Below are 21,442 nucleotides of genomic sequence, written 5' to 3' on the forward strand. Positions count from 1 at the left end.
TCTCGCGGCGACCCGGGCGATCGCGGACCGCACCGCTTATTCGCCGGCCCTCACTACCTCGGGGCGATATGGACGCGCTCGACGCCAAGTACCCGTTCTTCGCGAGCGCCCGCGAGGCCGTCGCGGCGGCCGCGGTGTCGCTGCCCGAGCTCGTCGCGGCCGACGCGCCGGCGGTCGAGCGCGCCCGCGAGCGCGTCGAGCGCGCCCTGCTCGAGGGAACCGTCGCTTCCGAGAGCGGCGCGTTTCCGGGCGAGTCGGCGTACGACACGCAGGCGGAGCTGCTCTCGTACCCCATCGCGCGGATCCTCGTCTCGCTGCTCGACTCCGACCCCGCCATCGAGAAGTACGCCGCCGCGGAGGCGGCGACCGCGATGGAGCGGGTCCGCCGCGATCTCGAGACCGACGACGAGCTGCGGTCGGTGTCGTCCGCGACGGTCGCGCTGGACGACCTGCTCGCCGAGTTCGAGCTCGCGGACGCCGTGCGCCCCGACCTGACGTCTCCGGCCGGAGCCGGCCGCGGCGCCGCGGGAAGCGGGGGCAGAGCCGCGGGAGGCGGCGCCGGAGCCGCGGGTAACACCGGCCGCGATCCGGCCCACTACCGGATCGACGTCGGTCCCTACCTCCGCCTCACCTCGCCCGAGTGGGGGGACTCGTGGCGGCTCGTCAACCGCGCGCTGGCCGACGGCGCGGTTCGCGTCTCGCGCGAGGAACTGCTCGCGGCGCTGGAAGCGGCGGTGGCGGAGCGAGTCGCCGAGGGGCTCCCCTTCGAACTGGCGGCCGACGAGGGGATCGGCGAGGCCCTGGAGTCGCGCGTCGCGGACCTCCGCCGGCTGCTCTCCGAGCGGACGTACACGGAGCCGCCGGACGTCGTCGCGCCGGCGCTGTTCCCGCCGTGTATGACCAATCTGATCGAGAAGGCCGAGCGCGACGTCGAGCTCTCCGCGGCCGAGTCGTTCGCGCTGATGGCGTTCCTCGTCGGTATCGGCATGACGCCCGACGAGGTCGTCGCGTTCTGTACCGACACGAGCCTCGACGCCGAGGGGATCCGGTACCAGACCGAGTACCTGACCGACGAGCGGGGCACCCAGTACCCGCCGCCGACCTGCGAGACGCTCGCGAACTACGGGATCTGCCACAACGAGGACGACCACATGCAGGTCGCGGCCGACCCCCTTTCGTACTACGAGAAACGGGTGGCCGCGGCCGACGAGGTGACCGACTGGCGGGCCGGGCGGGAGACGGAGGCGACCGATGAGGCGGAGGCGACCGATGAGACGGACGAGACGAGCGAGGCGTGACCTCGACGCGTCGGACGCGAACGACGGCGAGAGAAGGGAAACCGCTCGGAGGGCTTACGACTCGTCTTTCGCGCGCATCAGGTACGTGCCGACGCCGGCCATCAGCAGGACGAACCCGGCCAGTAGCGCGACGAGCGCGATCGCTCCCGACGCCGGGAGCACGGTCGATCCGCCGAAGGTGACCCCGATCGCGACCAGCCCGACGATGAACACCGCGGCCGCCGCCAGCGAGACCGTGATCTGCCGACGGAACTCCGCGTCGATTTCCATGTCTGCGGCTTTCCGTCGCCGCTAAAAAAGGACTTCGATGGGCGGTCCGCCCGTCGCCGCTCAGTTCGCCAGGTGCGTGATGTCCCGCCGCAGGCTGTACCCCTGCGGAACGCCGACGATCCCCAGGCAGTCGTCGCACAGCACCCGCTCGTAGTCGCGGTTGGTCTCCTTCTCCAGCAGCGAGACGTCCGCGAGCGGATACACCGACTCGCACCGATCGCACTCCGCCTTGTCGCCGTCGACGATCTTCATCGGCTCTCCGTTTCCGAGATCCGTATATAAAATCGCGGACGGCGTTATCACTCCGGATAGCGGAGTCGATAAAAATCGACGGTCGGGAGTCGGTCGACGCGGTCGGGGTCTCGGGGGTCGTCCGGTGTTAGCCGAAGAGCTCGCCGAGGCCCTCGCCGCCGTCGCCCTCGTCTTCCTCGTCGCCGTCGTCCGCCTCGTCGGCGGCGTCGGCCTCGTCGGCCTCGTCGTCGTCGTCCGACTCGTCTGCGGACGCGTCGGCGTCGGCGGAGCCGCCCGACGCGGCGCCGGCGGCGGCGGGGGCCGCGGCGGCCGTCTCGACGGCCTCCTCGATGTCGACGTCCTCCAGCGCGGCGACGAGCGCCTTGACGCGGGACTCCTCGACGTCGACGCCGGCGGCTTCCAGCACGCCGGTGACGTTGTCTTCGTTGATCTCTTCGCCAGTCTCGTTCAGGATGAGCGCAGCGTAAACGTATTCCATTGGTGTGTACCTCGTGTTATCCGAACATCGCGCCGAGTCCTTCGCCGCCGTCGTCGCCGTCGTCATCGTCGTCGGCGTCGCCGTCGGCCGCCTCGGCGTCTTCCGTTGCTTCGTCCGCCTGTTCCTCCTCGTCGTCGGCGTCGTCGGCCGCCGGCTCCGTCGCCGGCGCGGCCTCGACGCCCTGGAGCTCCTCGGGGAGCGCCTCCTCGTCGTCGATCTGCGACGCGAGCGCGCGCAGCTGGGCGTCGGCCTTGCCGATCAGGTCGGGCACGACGTCCGGGCTCTCGATCTCCGCGAACAGGCCGACGGACTTCGCCTGGCCGGACGCCTTCGCGAGGAGGGCGCCGGCGGTGGCGGCCGTCGGGTACGCGGCGTTGACGGAGAGGTTGCGCGCGGCGGCCGCGGCGGACCGGATGTCCCCGCGGTACTCGTCGACGTCGATTTCGAGCTCGTCGGGCTCGAACAGGACGCCCTCGGAGTAGACGGCCCGCAGGTCTAAGCCGACCTCCTTGGGCTCGATCCCGAGCTCGACGAGGACGTTCGCGAGGTCGTCGTCGACGACCTCGCCCTCCTCCAGCACGGTCGAGTCCTCGGTGACCTTGATCGAGCCGTCCTGAATGCGGGCGGCCGCGCCCACGGTCTGGAGCTCGCCGACGAACGGTCCCGGGTCGACGCCGGTGTCGCCCTCGGGGATCACGATGTCGTTGGGGGCCACCTCGCCCGCGTTGATCGGGGCGGGGGTCTTCGAGGCTTCGAGCTGCTTGAAGAGGCCGAACGGGTTGTCGTTGGTGCCGACGAGCGCCACCTGGCCGCTGACGTACTCCGTCAGCTGCTCGACGCCGTCGTCGACCTCCTCGAGCGCCCGGTTCGTGAGCGTGTTGCGGCTCATGCGGACGGCCGCCGAGCCGTGGAGCTCCCGGCGCATGGCCTGGAGCTGTCGGCTCGGGATGCCGGCCACGCCGACGATCCCGACGGACTGGTAGGAGTCGATGAACTCGACGAGTTCGGCGACCTCCTCGCGTTTCCACTCGGGGATCGTCTCGGTCTTGCGGACCGAGCTCATACGGGCACCTCCTTCGCGGGACCCATCGTGGTCTTCACGTAGATCCCGTCGATGTTGAGCGGGCCCTTCTCGAGGTCTGCTTCGAGTCGCCGGATGATGACGTCGATGTTGTCCGAGATCGCGTCGGCGCCCATGTCCTCGGCGCCGACGCGGGTGTGGAACGTGCGCCGGTCGCGCGACCGGAGCTGCACCGTGTTCTTCATCCGGTTGACGGTCTCGACGACGTCGTCGTCCGGCTGTAGTGGGGTAGGCATCTTCCCGCGCGGACCGAGGACGGTACCGAGGTACCGACCGATGTCCTGCATCAGGTTGGCCTCCGCGACGAAGAAGTCGGTGTCGTCGGCCAGGTCCTTTGCGCGGTCGTCGTCGTCTCCTAACTCTTCGAGGTCGTCGCTGTCGAGTACTTCGTCAGCGACCTCCTCTGCGCGGACGGCGGTCTCGCCCTCCGCGAAGACGACGATCTGTGTCTCCTGCCCCGTTCCAGCCGGCAGCACGACGGACTCGTCGATACGGTTCGACGGATCGTTGAGGTCGAGGTCTCGCAGGTTGATCGCGATGTCCACGGTCTCGCGGAAGTTCCGCTCGGGCGCATCGTCGAGTGCGAGGGTTACGGCCTCTTGTATTGTGTCTGCCATTTTCACCTCCGTAGTACGCAGGTCGCTCCTACGGGTCAGTGAAACAGGCGAAGCCTGTCTCAACGGAGAGTGGTTCATCGGAGGGTTAAAACCGTCGAAGCGCCGGGCAGCGTGTGAAACGCCGACAGGGCCGCTCCGCGGCCGCCCTCGATTCCCTCGTTTCGCCGTCGCCTCCGCGGCTCGGATTCGACGGACGTCGAACGACGAAACGTCGGATAGGGGAACCCTTTTGACGGCGCTTGCCGACCCACGAGGTAATGACGCAGGGTGGTCCGCCGTGACGATGGACGACCGTATCGAGGACCTCCGGGAACGCCGCGAGCGGGCGGCGAAGGGCGGGGGCGAAGACCGGATCCAGTCGCAACACGACAAGGGGAAGATGACCGCCCGCGAGCGGATCGACTACTTCCTCGACGACGGCACCTTCCACGAGTTCGACCGGTTCCGGACCCACCGCAACCACACGTTCGGGATGGAGGAGAAGCAGATTCCGGGCGACGGCGTGGTGACGGGCTACGGGGAGGTGAACGGCCGGAAGACGTTCGTGTTCGCGCACGACTTCACCGTCTTCGGCGGGTCGCTCGGCGAGGTGTTCGCCGAGAAGGTGTGTAAGGTGATGGACAAGGCGATGGACGTGGGCGCGCCCGTCGTCGGCCTCAACGACTCCGCGGGCGCCCGGATCCAGGAGGGCGTCGCCTCGCTCGGCGGCTTCGCGGAGATCTTCCGGCGCAACACGGAGGCCTCCGGCGTGATCCCCCAGATCTCCGCGATCATGGGGCCGTGCGCCGGCGGCGCGGTGTACTCGCCCGCCATCACGGACTTCACCTTCATGGTGAAAGACACCTCGCACATGTTCATCACCGGGCCGGACGTCATCGAGACGGTCACCGGCGAGGAGGTGAGCTTCGAGGAGCTGGGCGGCGCGGTCACCCACTCGTCGACCTCCGGCGTCGCGCACTTCGCGGAGGAGAGCGAGGAGGACGCGCTCGACGACATCGCGCGGCTGCTCTCGTACCTCCCGGCGAACAACGTGGAGGACCCGCCGCGCGTCGAGCCGTGGGACGACCCCGAGCGCGCGGACGACGAGCTGGCCGAGATCGTCCCCGACGCGCCCCGGAAGCCGTACGACATGAAGGACGTGATCGGCAGCGTCACCGACGAGGGGTCCTTCTTCGAGGTGCACGAGAACTTCGCGAAGAACATCGTCGTCGGCTTCGCCCGCCTCGACGGCCACTCCATCGGCGTCGTCGCGAACAACCCCCGCGTGAACGCCGGCACGCTCGACATCGAGGCGAGCCAGAAGGGCGCGCGGTTCGTCCGCTTCTGCGACGCGTTCAACGTCCCCATCCTCACCTTCGAGGACGTGCCCGGCTTCATGCCCGGCACGGACCAGGAACACAACGGGATCATCCGCCACGGCGCGAAGCTGCTGTACGCCTTCTCGGAGGCGACGGTACCTCTCCTGACCGTCATCACCCGGAAGGCGTACGGCGGGGCCTACTGCGTGATGTCCTCGAAACACATCGGCGGCGACGTCAACTACGCGTGGCCCACCTCGGAGATCGCGGTGATGGGGCCGAAGGGCGCGGTCAACGTGCTCTACCGCGAGGAGCTGTCCGAGGCCGACGACCCCGACGCGCGCCGGCAGGAGCTCATCGACGAGTACCGCGAGGAGTTCGCGAACCCCTACACCGCCGCCGACCGCGGCTTCGTCGACGACGTCATCGAGCCGACCGAGACGCGCGCGCGCCTCGTCAAGGACCTGAAGATGCTGAAGGGGAAGAGCACGGACCAGCCTGCGAAGAAACACGGCAACATCCCGATCTGATGGCGGTCGACGACGAGCCGATCGGTGAGGGACCGACCGACTCGGCGGCGGCCGACGACGCGACGACCGCCGAGCCGGCGCCCCCGATCGCCCGCCTGTCCATCCCCGACGACGCCGGCGACGACGAGGCGGCCGCCATCGCCGCCGCGGTCGCGGCGCACCTCCGAGACGGCGAGCTCGCCGCCGCCGCTGCCGCCGCGAGCGACGCGGACGACGGCCGCGACGAGGACCGCTGGGGACTCGCCGCCCGGATCGATCGGCTCCACCGCCGCCGGGCGCGCGTCCCAGCCGACGCGCCGACCGACCCCTGGACCGCGGCCGGCCGGAGCGACCGGTTCTGAGCGGTCGGTCGCGTCGCCTTTGCGGCCCCGGTCGGGGGGGGGGGCCGTCGCTGGTCGGGTAGCGGACGCGTCGAACGGAGTTCCCGGACGCGGGAGCGCCCGGCCGCATACATTTCCCGGACGCGGGAGCGCCCGGCCGCGTACATTCCCCCGACGGCGCGGCGTCGAACCGTCGCGCCGTCGACCCGACCCTGACTCGGGGCGCGGTAGCAGATACGTCTGCTGACATATATATCTGTGATAACGGCTCTCGCGATCGGCCGCTCAGCGCGTCTCCTCGTCGCCGGCTCCTCCGGTATCGGCGGTCGCGTCGCCCGCGGTCGCGTCGCCCGCGGTCGCGTCGCCCGACGTCGCTTCGTCGTCGAGGCTCGTCGGTACGCCTCGCCCGTCGAAGAGTCGATCGAGGGCGATCGGGACGACGGTCACGAAGGCGAGGAGCGCGGCGACCCGGATCGGCAGCGATGCGTCGGTGACGGCCGTGAGTCCGAGGTAGACGGCGGCGCCGACTAGGACCGACGGCAGCATGTACGGGTTTCCCGCGTCGAGCATACCTCACTGTGGCGCCCGGGACCCTCTTAACCGTCCCGGCCCGGACCGACAGAGTTTGGTAGCAGTTCGTGGAAGAACCGACAGGAATGTTCGATAAGGTTCTCGTGGCGAACCGCGGCGAGATCGCGGTCCGGGTGATGCGCGCCTGTGAGGAGCTCGGCGTCGACACCGTCGCCGTCTACAGCGACGCCGACAAGCACGGCGGCCACGTCCGGTACGCGGACGAGGCGTACAACGTCGGTCCCGCCCGCGCGGCCGACTCGTACCTCGACGGCGAGGCGGTCGTCGAGGCGGCGCGCTCGGCCGGCGCCGACGCAATCCACCCCGGGTACGGCTTCCTCGCGGAGAACGCCGACTTCGCGGCCCGCGTCGAGGCCGCCGACGGGATCACGTGGGTCGGGCCCGCCAGCGACGCGATGGAGCGGCTCGGCGAGAAGACGCACGCGCGCCGCGTGATGGACGACGCCGACGTGCCGATCGTTCCCGGGACGACGGAGCCCGTCACCGACGTCGAGGCCGTCACGGAGTTCGGCGACGAGCACGGCTACCCGGTCGCGATCAAGGCCGAGGGGGGCGGCGGCGGTCGCGGGATGAAGGTCGTCGAGAGCGCCGACGAGGCCGAAGAAGCGCTCGAATCCGCCAAGCGCGAGGGGGAGGCGTACTTCTCGAACGACTCGGTGTACCTCGAGCGCTACCTCCAGACCCCCCGCCACGTCGAGGTCCAGATCGTCGCGGACGACCCGGCGGCCGCGGGGTCCGACGGCGGGAGCGGCGACGGGGACGCCTCGGTGTCCGAGAGCGACGTGGTCCACCTCGGGGAGCGCGACTGCTCGCTCCAGCGCCGCCACCAGAAGGTGATCGAGGAGGGGCCCTCCCCCGCGCTCTCCGACGAACTGCGCGAACAGATCGGCGAGGCGGCCCGCCGAGGGGTCGCCGCCGCGGACTACACCAACGCCGGGACGGTCGAGTTCCTCGTCGAGGAGGACCCCGACCGCGACCCGTCGGAGCCGCTCGGCCCGGACACGCCGTTCTACTTCCTCGAAGTCAACACGCGGATCCAGGTCGAACACACCGTCACCGAGGAGCTGACGGGGATCGACATCGTGAAGGAACAGCTCCGGGTCGCGAGCGGCGAGGGGCTCTCCGTCTCGCAGGCCGACGTGGAGCTGGAGGGCCACGCGATCGAGTTCCGGATCAACGCCGAGGACGCCGCGGACGAGTTCCAGCCCGCCAACGAGGGGTCGCTGGAGACGTACGACCCGCCGGGCGGGATCGGCGTCCGCGTCGACGACGCGCTCCGGCAGGGCGACGAGCTCGTCACCGACTACGACTCGATGATCGCGAAGCTGATAGTCTGGGCCCCGGACCGCGAGGAGTGTCTCGCGCGGTCGAAGCGCGCGCTCGCGGAGTACGACCTGGAGGGGGTCGTCACCATCGTCCCGTTCCACCGGCTCATGCTCGACGATCGGCGCTTCGTCGACGGGACGCACACGACGAAGTACCTCGACGAGGAGCTCGACCGCGAGCTGGTCGCCGAGGCGCAGGAGAAGTGGGGGACCGAATCGTCGTCGAGCGGCGATGACGACGACGAGGAGGTCACCGAGCGCGAGTTCACCGTCGAGGTGAACGGCAAGCGCTTCGACGTCGAACTAGAGGAGCGCGGCGCGCCCGCGATTCCGGTGCCGGAGGGCGGCGGAGGCGGCGGTGGTAGCGGCGGCCAACAGCGCCCCCCGCAGGCGAAGTCCGACGACGGCGGCGACGACGGGGTCGACGTCGCGGAGGGCGGCGAGGCCATCGACGCGGAGATGCAGGGGACGATCCTCTCGGTCGACGTCGACGAGGGCGACGAGGTCGCCGCCGGCGACGTGGTCTGCGTCCTCGAGGCGATGAAGATGGAGAACGACGTGGTCGCCGAGCGCGGCGGCACCGTCGCGAGCGTCCACGTCGGCGAGGGCGACAGCGTCGACATGGGCGACGTGCTGATCGTGCTGGAGTGAGGTCGGAGTTCTCCGGACGTGGCTGTTTATAAATAGTGGACGGCGTTGCGGTGAGCCGTTCTGAGGCTAAGCTGTTCACTTGGCTTCGCTGAAATCCGCAGTGAGTGACATACGCAGCTCTCTGCCGGTCAGTACAGAGCGTGCGTATATCCCTAATCCCCGTTGCGATGTCAGAATCCCCTAACTACTTAGCTGCTGTTCATCTGTGGATCTCCACGCCCACTGTATTGCTCGTAGTCAATATACGGTCGGACAAGTTCGTCTTCTTTGTACACGGCCACCTCAAGCAGTCGGGGGCCTTCCACGGAGTCGTCGGGGTTCGGAAAGTAGTGATAATGCTGTGTTACGTCTCGGTAGCCACCGAGCGATGCTCGAATGAGGTAGCGTTGCTCATCGACCACGGGTGGGTCCGGGAACTGGTAGATACCCCCGGTATCGCTCGCCTCCAGTTCGAAAAATCGGTCGAACACGACGGCCTCATCTCTCGTTTCCTCGTCAGTCCGGAGGAGTTCGATTTCAAGTCCCTGTGGCTCTGCGGTGGCATTGCTAGGTAGAATTTCGAGTTGGGAGGGTGAAGAAGACGAAAACGGGAGTTGATTACATCCCGACAGAGCCCCAAGTATGACTGAACCACTTCCAGCGAGAGCTCTTCGTCTGGAACACGGGCTGGTCATGACTCTTGACAAGAACGAACTAATGATATACCTAGTGAAATAAACTACGGCGATGAATTTGTAAGCGAATTCTACCGGCTGTTTCAGTCGAAAACACATCTGAAAATGGAATTTCAACGGAAGCCATTGTTTATAAATAGCCGCTGGCGGATCGACGGTGAGTACCGCCAAAGCTCCAGCCGCTCGCTTATAAATAGCCGTTACCAGGCCGACGGCGAGGACCGCCAAAGCCCCAGCCGCGAAGCGGCCGCACACTCGCTGCGCTCCTCGCTCGCGCTGCTCGCTGCGGTGCTTGCGTCGTCTGCGGCCGCTTCGCGACTGCCCCTTTGAGTCCCACCCCTACAGCACCGCACCTCACGCCTCCCCAGCCTCGTCAGTCGCCGTCGCTTCGCTCCGGCGACTGACTCCCTCGCGCGGTGCCGTTCGCGGCCGCCGATGGCGACCGCTCACGGGCACGCGCCACCGCGTCGTTCATTTATAGTCAATCGTCGCCGTCTCTCGGGTGTTCTAAATACCGTCTCGCTATCGAGGCTCGCGTCGCGCACTCAGGTTACCGACCGCGTAGCCCCAGTAGCTCCCGCGTCTGCTCGGGCGTCGCCACGGGCCGACCCAGTTCCTCGGCGAGCCGCGCCGCCCGCGCCACGAGCTGCTCGTTCGTCGCCAGTTCGCCCCGCTCGTAGTACCGGTTGTCCTCTAAGCCCACCCGGACGTGGCCCCCGAGCAGCAGCGACTGCGTCGTCAGCGGGAGCTGGTGCGGGCCGAACCCGATCACGTTGAACTCGACGCCCTCGGGCAGGGCCTCGACCCGATTCATCAGGTTCCGCGGGTGCGGCGGGGTGGTGGTCCCGCCGCCGAACAGGAAGTTGAGGTACGGCGGGTCGTCGAGCTCGTCGAGAATCGCCAGCGACTCGTTGAGGTGGCCGTCGTTGAACACCTCCAGCTCGGGCTTGATGCCCCGCTCTTTCATCTCCGCGTGGAGGGAGGAGACGAGTTCGCGCGTGTTCTCGGAGGTGAGCCGGTCGTAGCGGTTGAGCGGCCCCATGTCGAGCGACGCCATCTCGGGCGCGGGGTCGGTCCGGAGCGGCTCGTGTCGGAGGGCGTCCGGCGCCGCCGTCCCCCCGGTGGAGTGCTGGAGGACGGCGTCGTCGGTCGCCTCGCGGACCGCGTCCGTCACCTCCTGAAACCGCTCGGCCGAGAAGGCGCGCTCCCCGTTGTCGCGGCGTGCGTGGAGGTGGAGGACGCTCGCGCCCGCGTCCTCGCAGGCCGCCGCGGCCGCCGCGATCTCCGCGGGCGTCTCCGGGAGGTCCGGATGCGCCTCCTTCCCGTGGACGCCGCCGGTAAGCGCCGCGGTGATGACGACGGGCTTCCCGTCGAGGTAGTCGTCGTAGCTCATCGGTCGGCGTCGGGCGCGTCGGGCGCGTTCGACTCGGCGTCCGGCGCCGCCTCCGAGTCCGGTTCGACGTAGAACTCGCAGTCCGTCGCGGGGTCGAGCTCGTACCGGGCGTTACAGACGTCGGCGCGCATGGGCTGAACGAACGACTCCGTCACGGTACAGAACGCGCGGGCGGTGTCGAACGACTTCCCGTCGCCCTCCTCGCGGTACGACAAGTGCTGGCACGTCTCGTCCATGGCGGACGGAGGCGGGCGAGCGGCTTGAAACCACGCGTCGGAAGTTTCGGCCCCGTCCGACGCGGCCCGCGCCGGCGCGCCCCCGATCCGACCGACGCTGTTTAACCGAACGCCCGAGAACGGGCGGGCATGGAGCCGGTCGACGACTGGCGGTCGGCGATCGAGGAGGCCGGGGAGCTGACCGGCCCGATCGCGGCGGCCATCGTCGAGGCCCACGGCGACCGCGGCCAGCGCGCCATCGAGGCCGTCGGCGAGGGGCGCGTGAAGCGCTACCGCGACTTCACCGTCGTCGTCGGCCACGAGGACGAGTACGTGGTCGAAGAGGGCGAGTGTAACTGCGCGGACGCGACGTACAACCTCGACGCGGACGACCCCGACGACCGCTGCTGGCACGCGATCGCGGTCGACGTGGCGGACGCGCTTGACGCCGTCGACCACCACGACATGTGGTACTCCGAGGTCCGCGAGTTCCTGTAGGGCCGGTCGGCGCGAGCCCCGCCGGGGTCGCCGCGCGTCGGTCCGATCGAGGTAGCCGCCGCTCGACCGCGTGAATCGGCCGTTTTCGTAAATCTCGGTCTGAGAGTCGAAAACGTTTACAACGGCGGCCGGTCTCCCCTACGGTATGGCGGACTGTCCACTCGCCGACGACTGCCCCAGCTTCGACGAACGGATCCAGGGGATTGGGTGTCAACACTACGGCAACAAGGGCGGCGCGGAGTGGTGTAACCACTACGACATGCCGATCTACGAGCTGAAACAGCAGCCGGTCCAGCCCGGCGAGGCGGTCGTCGTCGAGGTCGACGACATCCACGAGAGCGGTGCCGGCGTCGGCCGCACCGACGACGGGTTCATCGTCCTCGTCGACGGCCTCCTCCCCCCGGCGCGCGCCGAGGTCAAGATCCACCGCGTGAAGTCCAGTCACGCGACGGCCCAAGAGGTGGTCGAGCGCCTCCCCGACGACCCGGACGAGGAGGCGTCCGACGACGAGGCCGTGGAGGGCGACGAGGCGGGAGACGAGGACGGAGACGACGACCGCAGCCGCCGCGACCGCCCGGACCGCGAGCGACTCGGCAGCCGCGAGAACTTCTGGGGCAAGTGACGGCGTCTCGGGGCGGCTCCGCCCCGCGGACAGTCCGGACGCCGTCGATCCGCCGACCGCTCTCGGAGGCCGATCGATCCGCCGCGCGACCTCGCGCGACGAAACCGCCGTTTTTTGAGCGACCGGCCCGTCGGTGAACGCATGGCAGACGACGGGCGACCCGACCCCGCCGACGTCGACGCCGACTCCATCCTCGAACGGGCCGGGTTCGACGCCGACGAGGGCGTTCTCACCCGCCGGCAGGCCGAGGTGTTAGCGCTCCGCGAGCGCGGGCTCCGGCAGTCGGACATCGCGGACCGGCTCGGCACCTCGCGCGCGAACGTCTCCAGCGTCGAGGCGAGCGCCCGCGACAACGTCGAGCGCGCCCGCGAGACGGTCGCGTTCGCGGAGGCGCTGTCGGCGCCGGTCCGCGTCGAGATCGAGGCGGGAACCGACCTCTACGACGCGCCCAAGCGCGTGTACGACGCCTGCGACGAGGCGGGCGTGAAGGTGAACCAGACCGCGCCCGAGCTGATGAAGTCGATCGGCGACCGCGCGGGCGACGCGGTCCGCGGGCGCGAGGTCCATCGCCGGCTGTTCGTCACGGTCGCGGCCGACGGGCAGATCCGGGTCCGCCGGCCGTAGCATCGGTCCCTCGACCGCTCCGCCGTCAGTCCCCGTCGATCCGCTCCGCGACCCCGACGAGCGTCGCGCCCGCGGCCACGGTCGCCTCCCGGGCGACCGAGTACGCGATCCCGTCGCGGTCGGCGCGCGCGACCTGGAGCGTCTCGAACGTCGTCGGGTCGAACACCTCGCCGACGCGCTCGCCCTCGCGCACCCGGTCGCCGACGGCGAGGTCGGGCTCCGGGACGAACAGCCCGGAGTCGTCGGCGATGGCGCGCCCGAGGTGGTTGCGCGCGACGACGCCGTCCCACGGGTCGGACTCGCCGTCGAGCAGCCCCTCGTGGCGGAGGGCGCCGACCATCCCCGCCACGCCGGTCTCGACCGCCGCCGCCACGATTTCGCGGCTGTGGGCGAGCTCGGGCGTGATCGTCGGGATCCCCTCGCGCGTGGCCGCGACGCGGAGCTTCCCCGCGAACCCGCGCTCGTCCCATTCGGTGTCGGCGTCGTCACCCGCGGCCTCCGCGAGCAGGAGGTCGGTGCCGAACGCCTCCGCGAGCCCGCGGCAGGCCTCGTCGCCGCGCATGTACACCGCGTGCGTCGCCATCGACGGCGACCCCGTGTGGAGGTCGACGATCGCGTCCGCCGCGCCCGCGAACCGCCAGAGCCGGGCCGCCATCCGCTCGTGGAGCGACCCCTCCGCGTCGCCGGGCCAGCAGCGGTTCATGTTCGGCTGCCGCGAGTCGAGCGACTCCGGCGTCGTGTACGAGACGCGATCGAAGGTGAGCGGGTCCGCGACGGGAACCGTCACGAGCGTCCCGTCGAGGTCGGCGGCGGTCGGCCCGTCGCTCGCTCCGCCGGCGTCGGCGCTTCCGGACGCGTTCCCGACGAGGCGGTCGTGAAGCCGCCGCAGGACCGCGACACCGTTCACCTCTCGCCCGTGCTGGGCGGCCTGCGCGTACACGACGGGACCGTCGCCGGGCGCGTCGAGTTCGGGGCCGTCGTCGCCGTCGACGAGTTCGCCCTCGCCGTACGCGTGGACCGTCGTCCGGATCGGCACGCCCGAGGGGAGCCGAGCGAGGGTGAGGGTGCGACTGGTGTGCATGGTCCGGATCCGAGCGGCTCGGAGTTATACGTCGGGGTTGTGGTCGCGGCGCGGTCGCGTCGGTCTCCGACTTCCGCCCGCCGATCCCGACGGGTCCGACCGCGGACGCTAAGGCCGTGGCCCGCGGAGCGGGATCCGTCATGCGGGTCACCCTCCTCGGGACGGGCGACACGACGGGGACGCCGACCGTCGGCTGCGACTGCGACACCTGCGAGGCGGCCCGCGAGCGCGGGGTGTCGCGGTCGCGCTTCTCCGTCCACGTCGCCAACGAGCGCACCGGCGAGTCGCTGCTCGTCGACTTCAGTCCCGACTTCCGACAGCAGTTCCTCGCGGCCGACGTCCCGCTCCCCGACGCCGGGCTGGTGACGCACATCCACTTCGACCACCTCGACGGGCTGGGGAACGTCTACCGGCTCGTCGACGGGCTCCCGGTTCACGCGCCGAACGAGACCGACCCCGCCACCGACCGGAGCGTCGCCGGGACGATCCGCGACAAGTACGACTACCTCGAAGACCGGATCGGCGTCCACGCCCGCGACCCGTTCGAGCCGTTCGAGACCTGCGGGTTCGAGGTGCGGTTCGTCCCGGTCGACCACCCGCCGCTCCTCTGCTACGGCGTCGTCGTCGAGGACCCCGAGACGGGCGCGACGCTCTCGCTCACCGGCGACACCAGCTACGACGTCCCCGAGCGCTCCCGCGAGGCGCTCGCCGGCGCGGACCTGCTGCTCGCCGACGCCATCGTCCCCGCCTCGCTGTGCGAGCACCACCCGATCGGCGGCCGCCACGCGGGCCCGGACGGCGTCCCGCGCACCTTCGGCACGAAGCACATGACCCGGGAGGGGGCGCTCGCGCTCGCCGACGAGCTCGACGCCGACCGCACGCGGCTCGTCCACCTCGCGCACTACTACCCCGCCGACGAGGCGTTCGAGGAGCCGCTGGCGGTCGACGGCGAGACCTACGAGCTGTGACTCGGGTCGTCGCGCGCCGAACGCCGCGGTCGACCGGCCGCACCGTTTTGTCTCGCTAGCCCGTAGCGAGCCGTAGATGTCCGTGACGGACCGCTTCCGGACCGCACTCGACCGCCTGGAGCCGCCGCCGCGCGCGGTCGACTGGTCGCTGTTCGCGTTCGTCGTCGCCGAGGCGGTCACGGGGCTGGTCTCGTTCACCGTCGGCGTCCCCGAGGGGTGGCCCCTCTTCTGGCTCCACCGCGCGCTCGGGCTCGGGATCGTCGCGCTGCTCGGGTGGAAGCTCGCGCGAGTCCGCCGCCGGCTCACCGATCCCGACCTGTGGCAGCGGTCGACGGCGCTGTCCGTCCTCACGCTCGTCGCGGCGCTCGGCGCCATCGGCACCGGCGTCGCGTGGGTGTTCGGCCTCGACGTGCGGCTCTCCTACTGGACCCTCCTCTCGGTTCACGTCGGGTTCGGCCTCGCCTTGGTCCCGCTCGTCGCCGCGCACGCGGCGACCCGGTTCCGGCTCCCCCGCCGCGTCGACTTCGAGCGCCGGCGGACCGCGGTGCGTTACTTCGCGCTCCTCGCCGCCGGCGGCGCGACCTACCGCCTCCAGCAAGGGGTCAACGACGCGCTCGACACCGCCGGCGCCGACCGCCGATTCACCGGCTCCCAGCCCCGCGAGGGCGAGGGGAACGGCGCGTTCCCGATCACCTCGTGGGTCGCGGACGACCCCGATCCGATCGACCGCGACGACTACCGGCTCACGGTCGAGGGGCTCGTGAGCGATCCCGTCGAACTGACGGCGGACGAGCTGGGGGCGGGCCACGAGACCGAGGCCCTGCTCGACTGTACGAGCGGCTGGTACACGGTCCAAGAATGGGGCGGGATCCGGGTCGGCGACCTGCTCGACGGGGCCGGCGACCTCGACGACGACGCGGCCTACGTCCGGTTCACCTCCGTGACGGGCTACCGCTGGAGTCTCCCGATCGGGGAGGCAGAGAACGCGCTGCTCGCGACGCACGTCGGCGGCGAGCGGCTGAGCCACGGTCACGGCGCGCCGGCCCGACTCGTCGCGCCCGACAGGCGGGGGTTCCAGTGGGTGAAGTGGGTGACGCGCGTGGAGGTCCGGTCGGAGTACGACCTCGGACAGTGGGTGGTGACGCTGGTGAGCGGGTTCGACTGATCGGCGGTCGCGTTCACGACCCCGCTGCGCCCGGCTATTCGTACTCGCTCCCGACGACCTCGCGGATGCGCTCGGCGGTCACCTGCCCGACGCCGTCGACCTCCAGGAGGTCCTCCTCTCGCGCCGTCATCACGGCCTCGACGGTGCCGAAGTGCTCCAACAGCGATCGGGCGGTGACCGGGCCGATGTCCGCGATGGAGGAGACGACGTACTCCTGCTGTTCGGCGCGCGTCTTCGTCGTCTTCTCGCCGTGGACGCTCACCTCGCGGTCGCGCGTCTCCTGCTCGCGTTTGGCGATCGTCGCCAGCAGCTCGGTGGTGTCGTCCTCGCCTTCGGTGCGGAGCACGCTCACGTCGAAGTCGACCGCGAGCGACGCGAGCGCGCCGCGGATCGCGTTGGGGTCGATGTCGCGCTGGCCGTAGAGGTTCGTCCCCTCGACGACCATCACGGGGCGGGCGTACGCCCGCGAGAGCTCGCCCACCTGCTCGAACATCGAGCGGTCGGCGTCGAGCATCGAGTCGACGAAGTCGGCCGCCGACTTGCGCTCGACGGCGACGCGGTCGGAGAGCACGTAGTCGCCGACCGCCAGCGTCTCCAGCCGGGTGACGAGCCCGTCGCGGGTCGAGAGGTCCTTCGCGATGGAGGAGTCGAGCTCGCGCTGGTCGACGACGACCTCGACGCCCTCGTCGACGCCCGCGGTCGCGACGAGAGCGTCGTCGTCGGAATCGGCCGCGGTTTCCTCGCTCTCGGCGGTGTCGTCGCCGGCGGCGTCGTCACCGTCGCCGTCGTCGCCCTCCTCGTCGTCGCGCTCGCGCACCTCCTCGGCGAAGTCGGTGAGGCCGGCCCCCTCGTCTTCGCTCGCTCCGGCGCCGTCTGCCGCGCCGCCTTCGCCTTCGTCGCTCGTCGTATCGGCGTCGGACTCCCCGGACCCCCCGCCGAACGCGTCGAGGCCGGCCTGTCCGTCGTCGCCGACGGACTCCTCGATGTCGTCGGTGGCCTCCTTCAGCTCCGCGAGCTGGCTGGCCATCTCCTTCTCGCGGCGCCGCGAGATCCAGAAGAACGCCTCGTCGCGGGTGTCCTCGGCCATCAGGACGACGACTTTCCCCTCCGCCTGCCGGCCGGTCCGGCCCTTGCGCTGGATCGAGCGGATCGCGGTCGGGACCGGCTCGTAGAAGCAGACGAGGTCCACCTCGGGCACGTCGAGCCCCTCCTCCGCGACGCTCGTGGAGACGAGCACCTCGAACTCGCCGGCCTTGAACTCGTCGAGCGTCTCCTGCTGCTGTGTCTGGCTCATCCCGTCCGAGCCCTCCTTGTCGCCCTGCCCGACGAACTTCCGCACGTCGAAGCTGGCGGAGAGGAACTCCACGAGCGCCTCCGCGGTGTCGCGCGACTCCGTGAACAGGATCGCGCGCTCGCCGCCGTCGATGCCGAGGGTCTCGGCCAGCAGGATCCGGGCCTTCGAGAACTTCGGGTGGAGCCCGTCGAACGACTCCGCCTTCCGCATCGCCTCGCGCACCTTCGGGTCCGCGACCATGCGCTGGCTCGCCTTCGAGGCGCCCGACGAGCGGGCGGCCTCGCGCTGGCGCTCGAAGTAGCGCCGGACGGACTCGACCGACTGCGTCTCGACCAGCTCGGTCGCGCGCCGGAGCTTCATCACCTCGGCGTGGGTACTCATCCCCTTGTACCCCTCCGACTGGTCGTTGTCCATCATCTGCTTCAGCTGCCCGCGCATCCTGTTGAGGTCCTTCTGCGAGAGGTCCGGGTTCGTCGTGTTCGTCACGCCCAGCGACTTGAGCTTCTCCAGCCGGTCCGTGATCACCTCGTTGAGCGCGTCGCGGATCTCGAGGACCTCGTCAGGGAGCGTGACTCGCTCCCATCGGACGTCGGTGTCGTGGGTGTACTCGTCGACGTCGGCGTCCGCTTCGGTCATCACCTCGACGTTCGAGAGCCCGAGGTTCTCACAGACCGTCTCGATCTCCTCGGTGTCGCCGCCGGGCGAGGCCGACATCCCCGTCACGAGCGGGTCGGCCGCGTCGGCGTGGTACCGCTCCGCGATGTACACGTACGCGTAGTCGCCGGTCGCGCGGTGGCACTCGTCGAAGGTCAGGTGGGTCACGTCGCGCAGCGAGATCCGGTTGCCGACGAGGTCGTTCTCGACGACCTGCGGGGTCGCGATCACGATCCGGGCGTCGTCCCACAGCGCGGCGCGGTCGTCGGGCTTCACGTCGCCGGTGAACACGACGATCTCGTCGTCCGGAATCCGCAGCGCCTCGCGGTAGAAGTCCGCGTGCTGCTGGACGAGGGGTTTGGTGGGGGCCAAAAAGAGGGCCTTCCCGCCGACCTCGCTGAGCCGTTCGGCGGTGACGAGCAGGCTGACCGTCGTCTTGCCGAGGCCGGTCGGGAGACAGACCAGCGTGTGCTCGTCGGCGGCGGCGTCCGCCAGCTGGAGCTGGTAGCGCCGCCGCTGGAGGAAGTCGTCGACGAGCAGATCCCTGTCGATCCCGGCGGCCTCGGTCGCCATCGGCGGTGCTTCGCCGCCGTCGGCCTAAAGCCTTCGCGAAGCGCGGTGAAAGTTATCGGTCGGCGGAGCGCTCCTCGCGGAGCTCGTCGGGCACGTCCTCGTCGACCAGCTCCGCCCACTCGGCGAGCCGGTCGTCGGATCGGGTTTGCGCACTCATCACGCGACGGATCTCCGTGATACGTCTTAACAGTTACCCCGATTCTACATGATCTAGCATCGATCCGAGCGGATCCCACCGCTCGATCGCCCACGACGCGCGCCGTTCCGGGCCGGAGGGCCCGCGCTCTCCTTCGGGCCGACTCGCACGCCTTTTACCGCTCACGCGCCTCCGGCCGCCATGAGCAACCTCGACGAGTTCCTCGCGGGCGAGCGGCTCGACGACGTGGTCTTCTACGTGAGCGACGCGTACCTCGACGACGACTCCCGACTGCGCGAGGTCGGGGCCGAGACCGACGGCGGCGTCCGGCTGATCCTCGACGGCGAGACCGGACGGTCCGCGTTCCAGGCCGGCACCGGCATGGGCGCGATGGAGTTCGCGAAGACGGCGATGGACGCCGAGGGGGAGATCGCGCGCACCCTCGACGACGGGGCGTGCCCGTTCGCGGACGAGGCCGACGACGCGAACGACGCGGGCGAAGGTCCCGACGGCGACCACGCGATCCGGTTCGTCTTCGCGTTCGCGGAGGCGCAAAACGAGGAGGTCGGCGGCCTCTACGCCGAGGGCGACGTGGTCCACGCGTACGCCCACTGTACGTGCGGCGAGAGCTACTCGCACAAGTGGGTCGTTGGCGACCGCGACGACTGAGAAATCGGTTCGGGACGGACGGGTACGCCCGGCGGCGCGTTACTCCCCGTCGGGCGCGTCGTCCTCCGGCACCGCGCCCTCGACGAGCGACTGGTCGCCGTACTGCTCGCGGAGGTCCTTCTTCGAGAACTTCCCGGTGGCGGTCTTCGGCACCTCGTCGATGAACTCCACCGCGTCCGGCACCCACCACTTGGGGTACTCGTCGCGGAGGCCGGCCTCGATCCGCTCGACGAGCTCGTCGCGGTCGACGCCGTCGGCCACGACGACGAAGGCGACGGGCCGCTCCTGCCAGCGCTCGTGGGGCACGCCGACCACGGCCGCCTCGCTGACGCCGTCGTAGGCCATGATCGCGTTCTCCAGCTCGACGCTGGAGATCCACTCGCCGCCGGACTTGATCACGTCCTTGGTGCGGTCGACGAGCTGCATGTAGCCGTCCTCGTCGACGGTGACCACGTCGCCGGTCTTCAGCCAGCCGTCGACGAACTCCTCCTCGCTGGCCTCCGGACGCGCGAAGTACTCCTTCGTGACCCACGGGCCGCGGATCCGCAGTTCGCCGAAGTCCTCGCCGTTCCACGGCACCTCCTCGCCGTTCTCGTCGATAACTTCGAACTCCAGGCCGGGGGCGACGAGCCCCTGCTTCGCGCGCTTGTTCACCTGCGTCTCGTAGTCGGCGCCGCGCAAGTCGTCCTTGAGGTGCGAGACGGTGCCGATCGGTGAGAGCTCGGTCATCCCCCACGCGTGGAGCACCTCGACGTCGCGCTCGTCGTACCACTCGATGAGCGCCTGCGGCGCGGCCGCGCCGCCGATGATCACGGTGTCGAGCGTCGAGAGGTCGACGTCGTTCCCCTCTTCGATGTACTCGCGCAGGCCGAGCCACACCGTCGGGACGCCGGCGGAGATCGTCACGCCCTCCTCCTCGATCAGCGCCGCGAGGTCGGCCGGGTCCGGCGAGGGGCCGGGGTAGACGTGCTTCGCGCCCGCGGCGGCCGCGGTGAACGGCATCCCCCACGCGTTGACGTGGAACATGGGAACGACGGGCATCACGACGTCGGAGTCCTCCATCGGGATCCCCTGCGGCGTCTGGGAGGCCATCGTGTGGCTCCACAGCATCGACTGGGTGTACTCGACGCCCTTCGGGCGCCCCGTCGTGCCGGAGGTGTAACACAACCCGGCGGGCTGGTCGCCGTCGAGGTCGGGCCAGTCGTACTCGGTCGAGTAGTCGCCGATGAACTCCTCGTAGGCGGGCGCGTCGAGCGCGTCGATCCCCTCCGACCCCATCGTGACGAAGTCGACGTCCTCGAACTCCTCCGCGCCCTCCGCGGCGCCCGCGATCTTCTCGGCCAGCGACGGGTCGACGAAGACGATCTCGTCGTCGGCGTCGTCGACGATGTACCGGATGTGTTCGTCGGGCAGCAGCGGGTTGATCGTGTGGAGCTGCGCGCCCGTGTTCGGGACGCCGAAGTACGTCTCGAAGTGCCGCGTGTGGTTCCAGCAGAACGTCGCGACGCGGTCGCCGCGCTCGATCCCGTAGTCCTGGAGCGCGTTCGCGAGCCGCGCCGTCCGGTCGGCGTACTCGGCGTAGGTGTGCCGCGTGCGCCCCTCGTGGGTACGCGAGACGATCTCGGTGTCCGGGTACAGTCGCTCCGCGCGCCACATGAACGGTCGCAGGGTCTGGGCGTGTCCGCCTGGCATACCTTACACACCACGGGGCCGGGAACTATGAACGTTATCATGATTGATCGTGATTCTTTGCGAACAACCGGGGAACGCCCGTTCTGCCTCGGCCGCTCGTTTATAAATAGATGAGCGCCGATCGTCGGTGAAGGCCGTCGAGGCTCCGGTCGGCCGCTTATAAATCGTTACCGGTAGATCGACACGAACACCGCCGAAGCCCCAGCCGCTCGGTCGTACGAAGATGGGACTTATAAATCGGCGATCGACACGAACACCGCCGAAGCCCCAGCCGCTCGGCCGTACGAAAGGGGAGGAGCTTATAAATCGGCGATCGACACGAACACCGCCGAAGCCCCAGCCGGGAGGCGGGCGCACGCTCGCTGCGCGCTTCGGTCGCTCGCGTCGCTCGCTCCCTCCAGTGCTTGCGTCGCCTGCGCCCGCCTCCCGGCTGCCCCTTCGAGTCCCTCCCCGCACTACAACCGCACCTCATG

The 21,442-nt window shown here is 69.9% G+C and carries 22 protein-coding genes; 11 read left to right on the top strand and 11 right to left on the bottom strand.

Going from position 1 to position 21,442, the window contains the following annotated elements; translation table 11 throughout:
- Window positions 1–68: 68 nt before the first annotated feature.
- A complete protein-coding gene (locus tag EXE42_RS09345) occupies window positions 69–1,298 on the top strand; it encodes a DNA primase (RefSeq protein ID WP_137693940.1) in 1,230 nt (409 codons plus the stop codon).
- 54 nt (window positions 1,299–1,352) lie between these two features.
- On the opposite strand, the gene EXE42_RS09350 is transcribed toward EXE42_RS09345, so the two are convergent.
- From EXE42_RS09350 to EXE42_RS09370, 5 genes are all read right to left on the bottom strand, one after another.
- A complete protein-coding gene (locus tag EXE42_RS09350) occupies window positions 1,353–1,568 on the bottom strand; it encodes a hypothetical protein (RefSeq protein WP_092919687.1) in 216 nt (71 codons plus the stop codon).
- Window positions 1,569–1,628: 60 nt separating this feature from the next.
- A complete protein-coding gene (locus tag EXE42_RS09355) occupies window positions 1,629–1,820 on the bottom strand; it encodes a hypothetical protein (protein ID WP_092919689.1) in 192 nt (63 codons plus the stop codon).
- A gap of 127 nt (window positions 1,821–1,947) precedes the next feature.
- Window positions 1,948–2,298, bottom strand: coding sequence for a 50S ribosomal protein P1 (gene rpl12p / locus EXE42_RS09360; RefSeq protein ID WP_092919691.1), 351 nt, complete (start codon window positions 2,296–2,298; stop codon window positions 1,948–1,950).
- A gap of 16 nt (window positions 2,299–2,314) precedes the next feature.
- Entirely contained in the window at window positions 2,315–3,361 is a 1,047-nt protein-coding gene (locus EXE42_RS09365; RefSeq protein ID WP_092919693.1) for a 50S ribosomal protein L10, read from the bottom strand.
- Window positions 3,358–3,996 carry a 50S ribosomal protein L1 gene (locus EXE42_RS09370; protein ID WP_092919695.1) on the bottom strand — a complete coding sequence of 213 codons (639 nt, stop codon included), beginning with the start codon at window positions 3,994–3,996 and terminating at the stop codon, window positions 3,358–3,360. The genes EXE42_RS09365 and EXE42_RS09370 overlap by 4 nt, the downstream gene beginning before the upstream one ends.
- A 283-nt stretch (window positions 3,997–4,279) precedes the next feature.
- Between EXE42_RS09370 and EXE42_RS09375 the strand changes: the two genes are divergently transcribed.
- Window positions 4,280–5,824 (top strand): acyl-CoA carboxylase subunit beta, encoded by a 1,545-nt coding sequence (locus EXE42_RS09375; RefSeq protein ID WP_092919697.1) that lies wholly within the window; start codon window positions 4,280–4,282, stop codon window positions 5,822–5,824.
- A complete protein-coding gene (locus EXE42_RS09380; protein ID WP_241988364.1) occupies window positions 5,824–6,165 on the top strand; it encodes a hypothetical protein in 342 nt (113 codons plus the stop codon). The genes EXE42_RS09375 and EXE42_RS09380 overlap by 1 nt, the downstream gene beginning before the upstream one ends.
- Before the next feature lie 264 nt (window positions 6,166–6,429).
- Here the strand turns inward: EXE42_RS09380 and EXE42_RS09385 are convergent, their stop codons facing one another.
- A complete protein-coding gene (locus tag EXE42_RS09385) occupies window positions 6,430–6,714 on the bottom strand; it encodes a hypothetical protein (protein WP_137693937.1) in 285 nt (94 codons plus the stop codon).
- An 86-nt stretch (window positions 6,715–6,800) separates the two neighbouring features.
- Here EXE42_RS09385 and EXE42_RS09390 point away from each other — a divergent pair, with 86 nt between their 5' ends.
- Window positions 6,801–8,711 carry a biotin carboxylase N-terminal domain-containing protein gene (locus tag EXE42_RS09390; protein WP_137706393.1) on the top strand — a complete coding sequence of 637 codons (1,911 nt, stop codon included), beginning with the start codon at window positions 6,801–6,803 and terminating at the stop codon, window positions 8,709–8,711.
- Between the two features lie 227 nt (window positions 8,712–8,938).
- Window positions 8,939–9,265, top strand: coding sequence for a hypothetical protein (locus EXE42_RS18560; protein WP_092919704.1), 327 nt, complete (start codon window positions 8,939–8,941; stop codon window positions 9,263–9,265).
- A gap of 670 nt (window positions 9,266–9,935) precedes the next feature.
- Here EXE42_RS18560 and EXE42_RS09400 read toward each other — a convergent pair.
- Window positions 9,936–10,778, bottom strand: a complete 843-nt coding sequence (locus EXE42_RS09400) for a 3-keto-5-aminohexanoate cleavage protein (RefSeq protein ID WP_092919706.1) — start codon at window positions 10,776–10,778, stop codon at window positions 9,936–9,938.
- Window positions 10,775–11,014 carry a hypothetical protein gene (locus EXE42_RS09405; RefSeq protein WP_137693933.1) on the bottom strand — a complete coding sequence of 80 codons (240 nt, stop codon included), beginning with the start codon at window positions 11,012–11,014 and terminating at the stop codon, window positions 10,775–10,777. Before EXE42_RS09405 ends, EXE42_RS09400 begins: the two co-directional genes overlap by 4 nt.
- A gap of 129 nt (window positions 11,015–11,143) precedes the next feature.
- Between EXE42_RS09405 and EXE42_RS09410 the strand changes: the two genes are divergently transcribed.
- From EXE42_RS09410 to EXE42_RS09420, 3 genes are all read left to right on the top strand, one after another.
- A complete protein-coding gene (locus EXE42_RS09410; protein ID WP_096394418.1) occupies window positions 11,144–11,491 on the top strand; it encodes a hypothetical protein in 348 nt (115 codons plus the stop codon).
- A 145-nt stretch (window positions 11,492–11,636) separates the two neighbouring features.
- The gene (locus tag EXE42_RS09415) at window positions 11,637–12,113 is read left to right on the top strand and encodes a TRAM domain-containing protein (protein WP_137706395.1); all 477 of its coding nucleotides are present in this window, start codon (window positions 11,637–11,639) and stop codon (window positions 12,111–12,113) included.
- 141 nt (window positions 12,114–12,254) lie between these two features.
- The gene (locus tag EXE42_RS09420; RefSeq protein WP_092919714.1) at window positions 12,255–12,737 is read left to right on the top strand and encodes a Tfx family DNA-binding protein; all 483 of its coding nucleotides are present in this window, start codon (window positions 12,255–12,257) and stop codon (window positions 12,735–12,737) included.
- A 25-nt stretch (window positions 12,738–12,762) separates the two neighbouring features.
- On the opposite strand, the gene EXE42_RS09425 is transcribed toward EXE42_RS09420, so the two are convergent.
- A complete protein-coding gene (locus EXE42_RS09425; protein ID WP_092919716.1) occupies window positions 12,763–13,818 on the bottom strand; it encodes a succinylglutamate desuccinylase/aspartoacylase family protein in 1,056 nt (351 codons plus the stop codon).
- Window positions 13,819–13,958: 140 nt separating this feature from the next.
- Between EXE42_RS09425 and EXE42_RS09430 the strand changes: the two genes are divergently transcribed.
- Both EXE42_RS09430 and EXE42_RS09435 read left to right on the top strand, forming a co-directional pair.
- A complete protein-coding gene (locus EXE42_RS09430) occupies window positions 13,959–14,786 on the top strand; it encodes an MBL fold metallo-hydrolase (protein ID WP_137693968.1) in 828 nt (275 codons plus the stop codon).
- 76 nt (window positions 14,787–14,862) lie between these two features.
- The gene (locus EXE42_RS09435; RefSeq protein ID WP_137706396.1) at window positions 14,863–15,951 is read left to right on the top strand and encodes a molybdopterin-dependent oxidoreductase; all 1,089 of its coding nucleotides are present in this window, start codon (window positions 14,863–14,865) and stop codon (window positions 15,949–15,951) included.
- Window positions 15,952–15,985: 34 nt separating this feature from the next.
- Here EXE42_RS09435 and EXE42_RS09440 read toward each other — a convergent pair whose 3' ends face one another.
- The gene (locus EXE42_RS09440) at window positions 15,986–18,472 is read right to left on the bottom strand and encodes a DEAD/DEAH box helicase (RefSeq protein ID WP_137706397.1); all 2,487 of its coding nucleotides are present in this window, start codon (window positions 18,470–18,472) and stop codon (window positions 15,986–15,988) included.
- 337 nt (window positions 18,473–18,809) lie between these two features.
- On the opposite strand from EXE42_RS09440, the gene EXE42_RS09445 reads away from it, so the two are divergent.
- Window positions 18,810–19,277, top strand: a complete 468-nt coding sequence (locus EXE42_RS09445) for a DUF5807 family protein (RefSeq protein ID WP_137693927.1) — start codon at window positions 18,810–18,812, stop codon at window positions 19,275–19,277.
- Between the two features lie 39 nt (window positions 19,278–19,316).
- Here the strand turns inward: EXE42_RS09445 and EXE42_RS09450 are convergent, their stop codons facing one another.
- Complete coding sequence (locus tag EXE42_RS09450) at window positions 19,317–20,969, bottom strand: long-chain fatty acid--CoA ligase (protein ID WP_137693926.1); 1,653 nt, start codon at window positions 20,967–20,969, stop codon at window positions 19,317–19,319.
- Window positions 20,970–21,442: the final 473 nt, after the last annotated feature.

This window comes from Halorubrum sp. SP3 (assembly GCF_005435195.1).
GTDB classification, from domain to species: Archaea; Halobacteriota; Halobacteria; order Halobacteriales; family Haloferacaceae; genus Halorubrum; species Halorubrum sodomense.

Coding starts and splice junctions, on each gene's coding strand:
- EXE42_RS09400 (WP_092919706.1), bottom strand. CDS start 10,778: ATGAGCTACGACGACTACCTCGACGGGAAGCCCGTCGTCATCACCGCG.
- EXE42_RS09445 (WP_137693927.1), top strand. CDS start 18,810: ATGAGCAACCTCGACGAGTTCCTCGCGGGCGAGCGGCTCGACGACGTG.
- EXE42_RS09450 (WP_137693926.1), bottom strand. CDS start 20,969: ATGCCAGGCGGACACGCCCAGACCCTGCGACCGTTCATGTGGCGCGCG.
- EXE42_RS09410 (WP_096394418.1), top strand. CDS start 11,144: ATGGAGCCGGTCGACGACTGGCGGTCGGCGATCGAGGAGGCCGGGGAG.
- EXE42_RS09350 (WP_092919687.1), bottom strand. CDS start 1,568: ATGGAAATCGACGCGGAGTTCCGTCGGCAGATCACGGTCTCGCTGGCG.
- EXE42_RS09375 (WP_092919697.1), top strand. CDS start 4,280: ATGGACGACCGTATCGAGGACCTCCGGGAACGCCGCGAGCGGGCGGCG.
- EXE42_RS09425 (WP_092919716.1), bottom strand. CDS start 13,818: ATGCACACCAGTCGCACCCTCACCCTCGCTCGGCTCCCCTCGGGCGTG.
- EXE42_RS09370 (WP_092919695.1), bottom strand. CDS start 3,996: ATGGCAGACACAATACAAGAGGCCGTAACCCTCGCACTCGACGATGCG.
- EXE42_RS09355 (WP_092919689.1), bottom strand. CDS start 1,820: ATGAAGATCGTCGACGGCGACAAGGCGGAGTGCGATCGGTGCGAGTCG.
- EXE42_RS09385 (WP_137693937.1), bottom strand. CDS start 6,714: ATGCTCGACGCGGGAAACCCGTACATGCTGCCGTCGGTCCTAGTCGGC.
- EXE42_RS09440 (WP_137706397.1), bottom strand. CDS start 18,472: ATGGCGACCGAGGCCGCCGGGATCGACAGGGATCTGCTCGTCGACGAC.
- EXE42_RS09415 (WP_137706395.1), top strand. CDS start 11,637: ATGGCGGACTGTCCACTCGCCGACGACTGCCCCAGCTTCGACGAACGG.
- EXE42_RS09390 (WP_137706393.1), top strand. CDS start 6,801: ATGTTCGATAAGGTTCTCGTGGCGAACCGCGGCGAGATCGCGGTCCGG.
- EXE42_RS09380 (WP_241988364.1), top strand. CDS start 5,824: ATGGCGGTCGACGACGAGCCGATCGGTGAGGGACCGACCGACTCGGCG.
- EXE42_RS09430 (WP_137693968.1), top strand. CDS start 13,959: ATGCGGGTCACCCTCCTCGGGACGGGCGACACGACGGGGACGCCGACC.
- EXE42_RS09365 (WP_092919693.1), bottom strand. CDS start 3,361: ATGAGCTCGGTCCGCAAGACCGAGACGATCCCCGAGTGGAAACGCGAG.
- EXE42_RS09435 (WP_137706396.1), top strand. CDS start 14,863: ATGTCCGTGACGGACCGCTTCCGGACCGCACTCGACCGCCTGGAGCCG.
- EXE42_RS09420 (WP_092919714.1), top strand. CDS start 12,255: ATGGCAGACGACGGGCGACCCGACCCCGCCGACGTCGACGCCGACTCC.
- rpl12p (WP_092919691.1), bottom strand. CDS start 2,298: ATGGAATACGTTTACGCTGCGCTCATCCTGAACGAGACTGGCGAAGAG.
- EXE42_RS09345 (WP_137693940.1), top strand. CDS start 69: ATGGACGCGCTCGACGCCAAGTACCCGTTCTTCGCGAGCGCCCGCGAG.
- EXE42_RS09405 (WP_137693933.1), bottom strand. CDS start 11,014: ATGGACGAGACGTGCCAGCACTTGTCGTACCGCGAGGAGGGCGACGGG.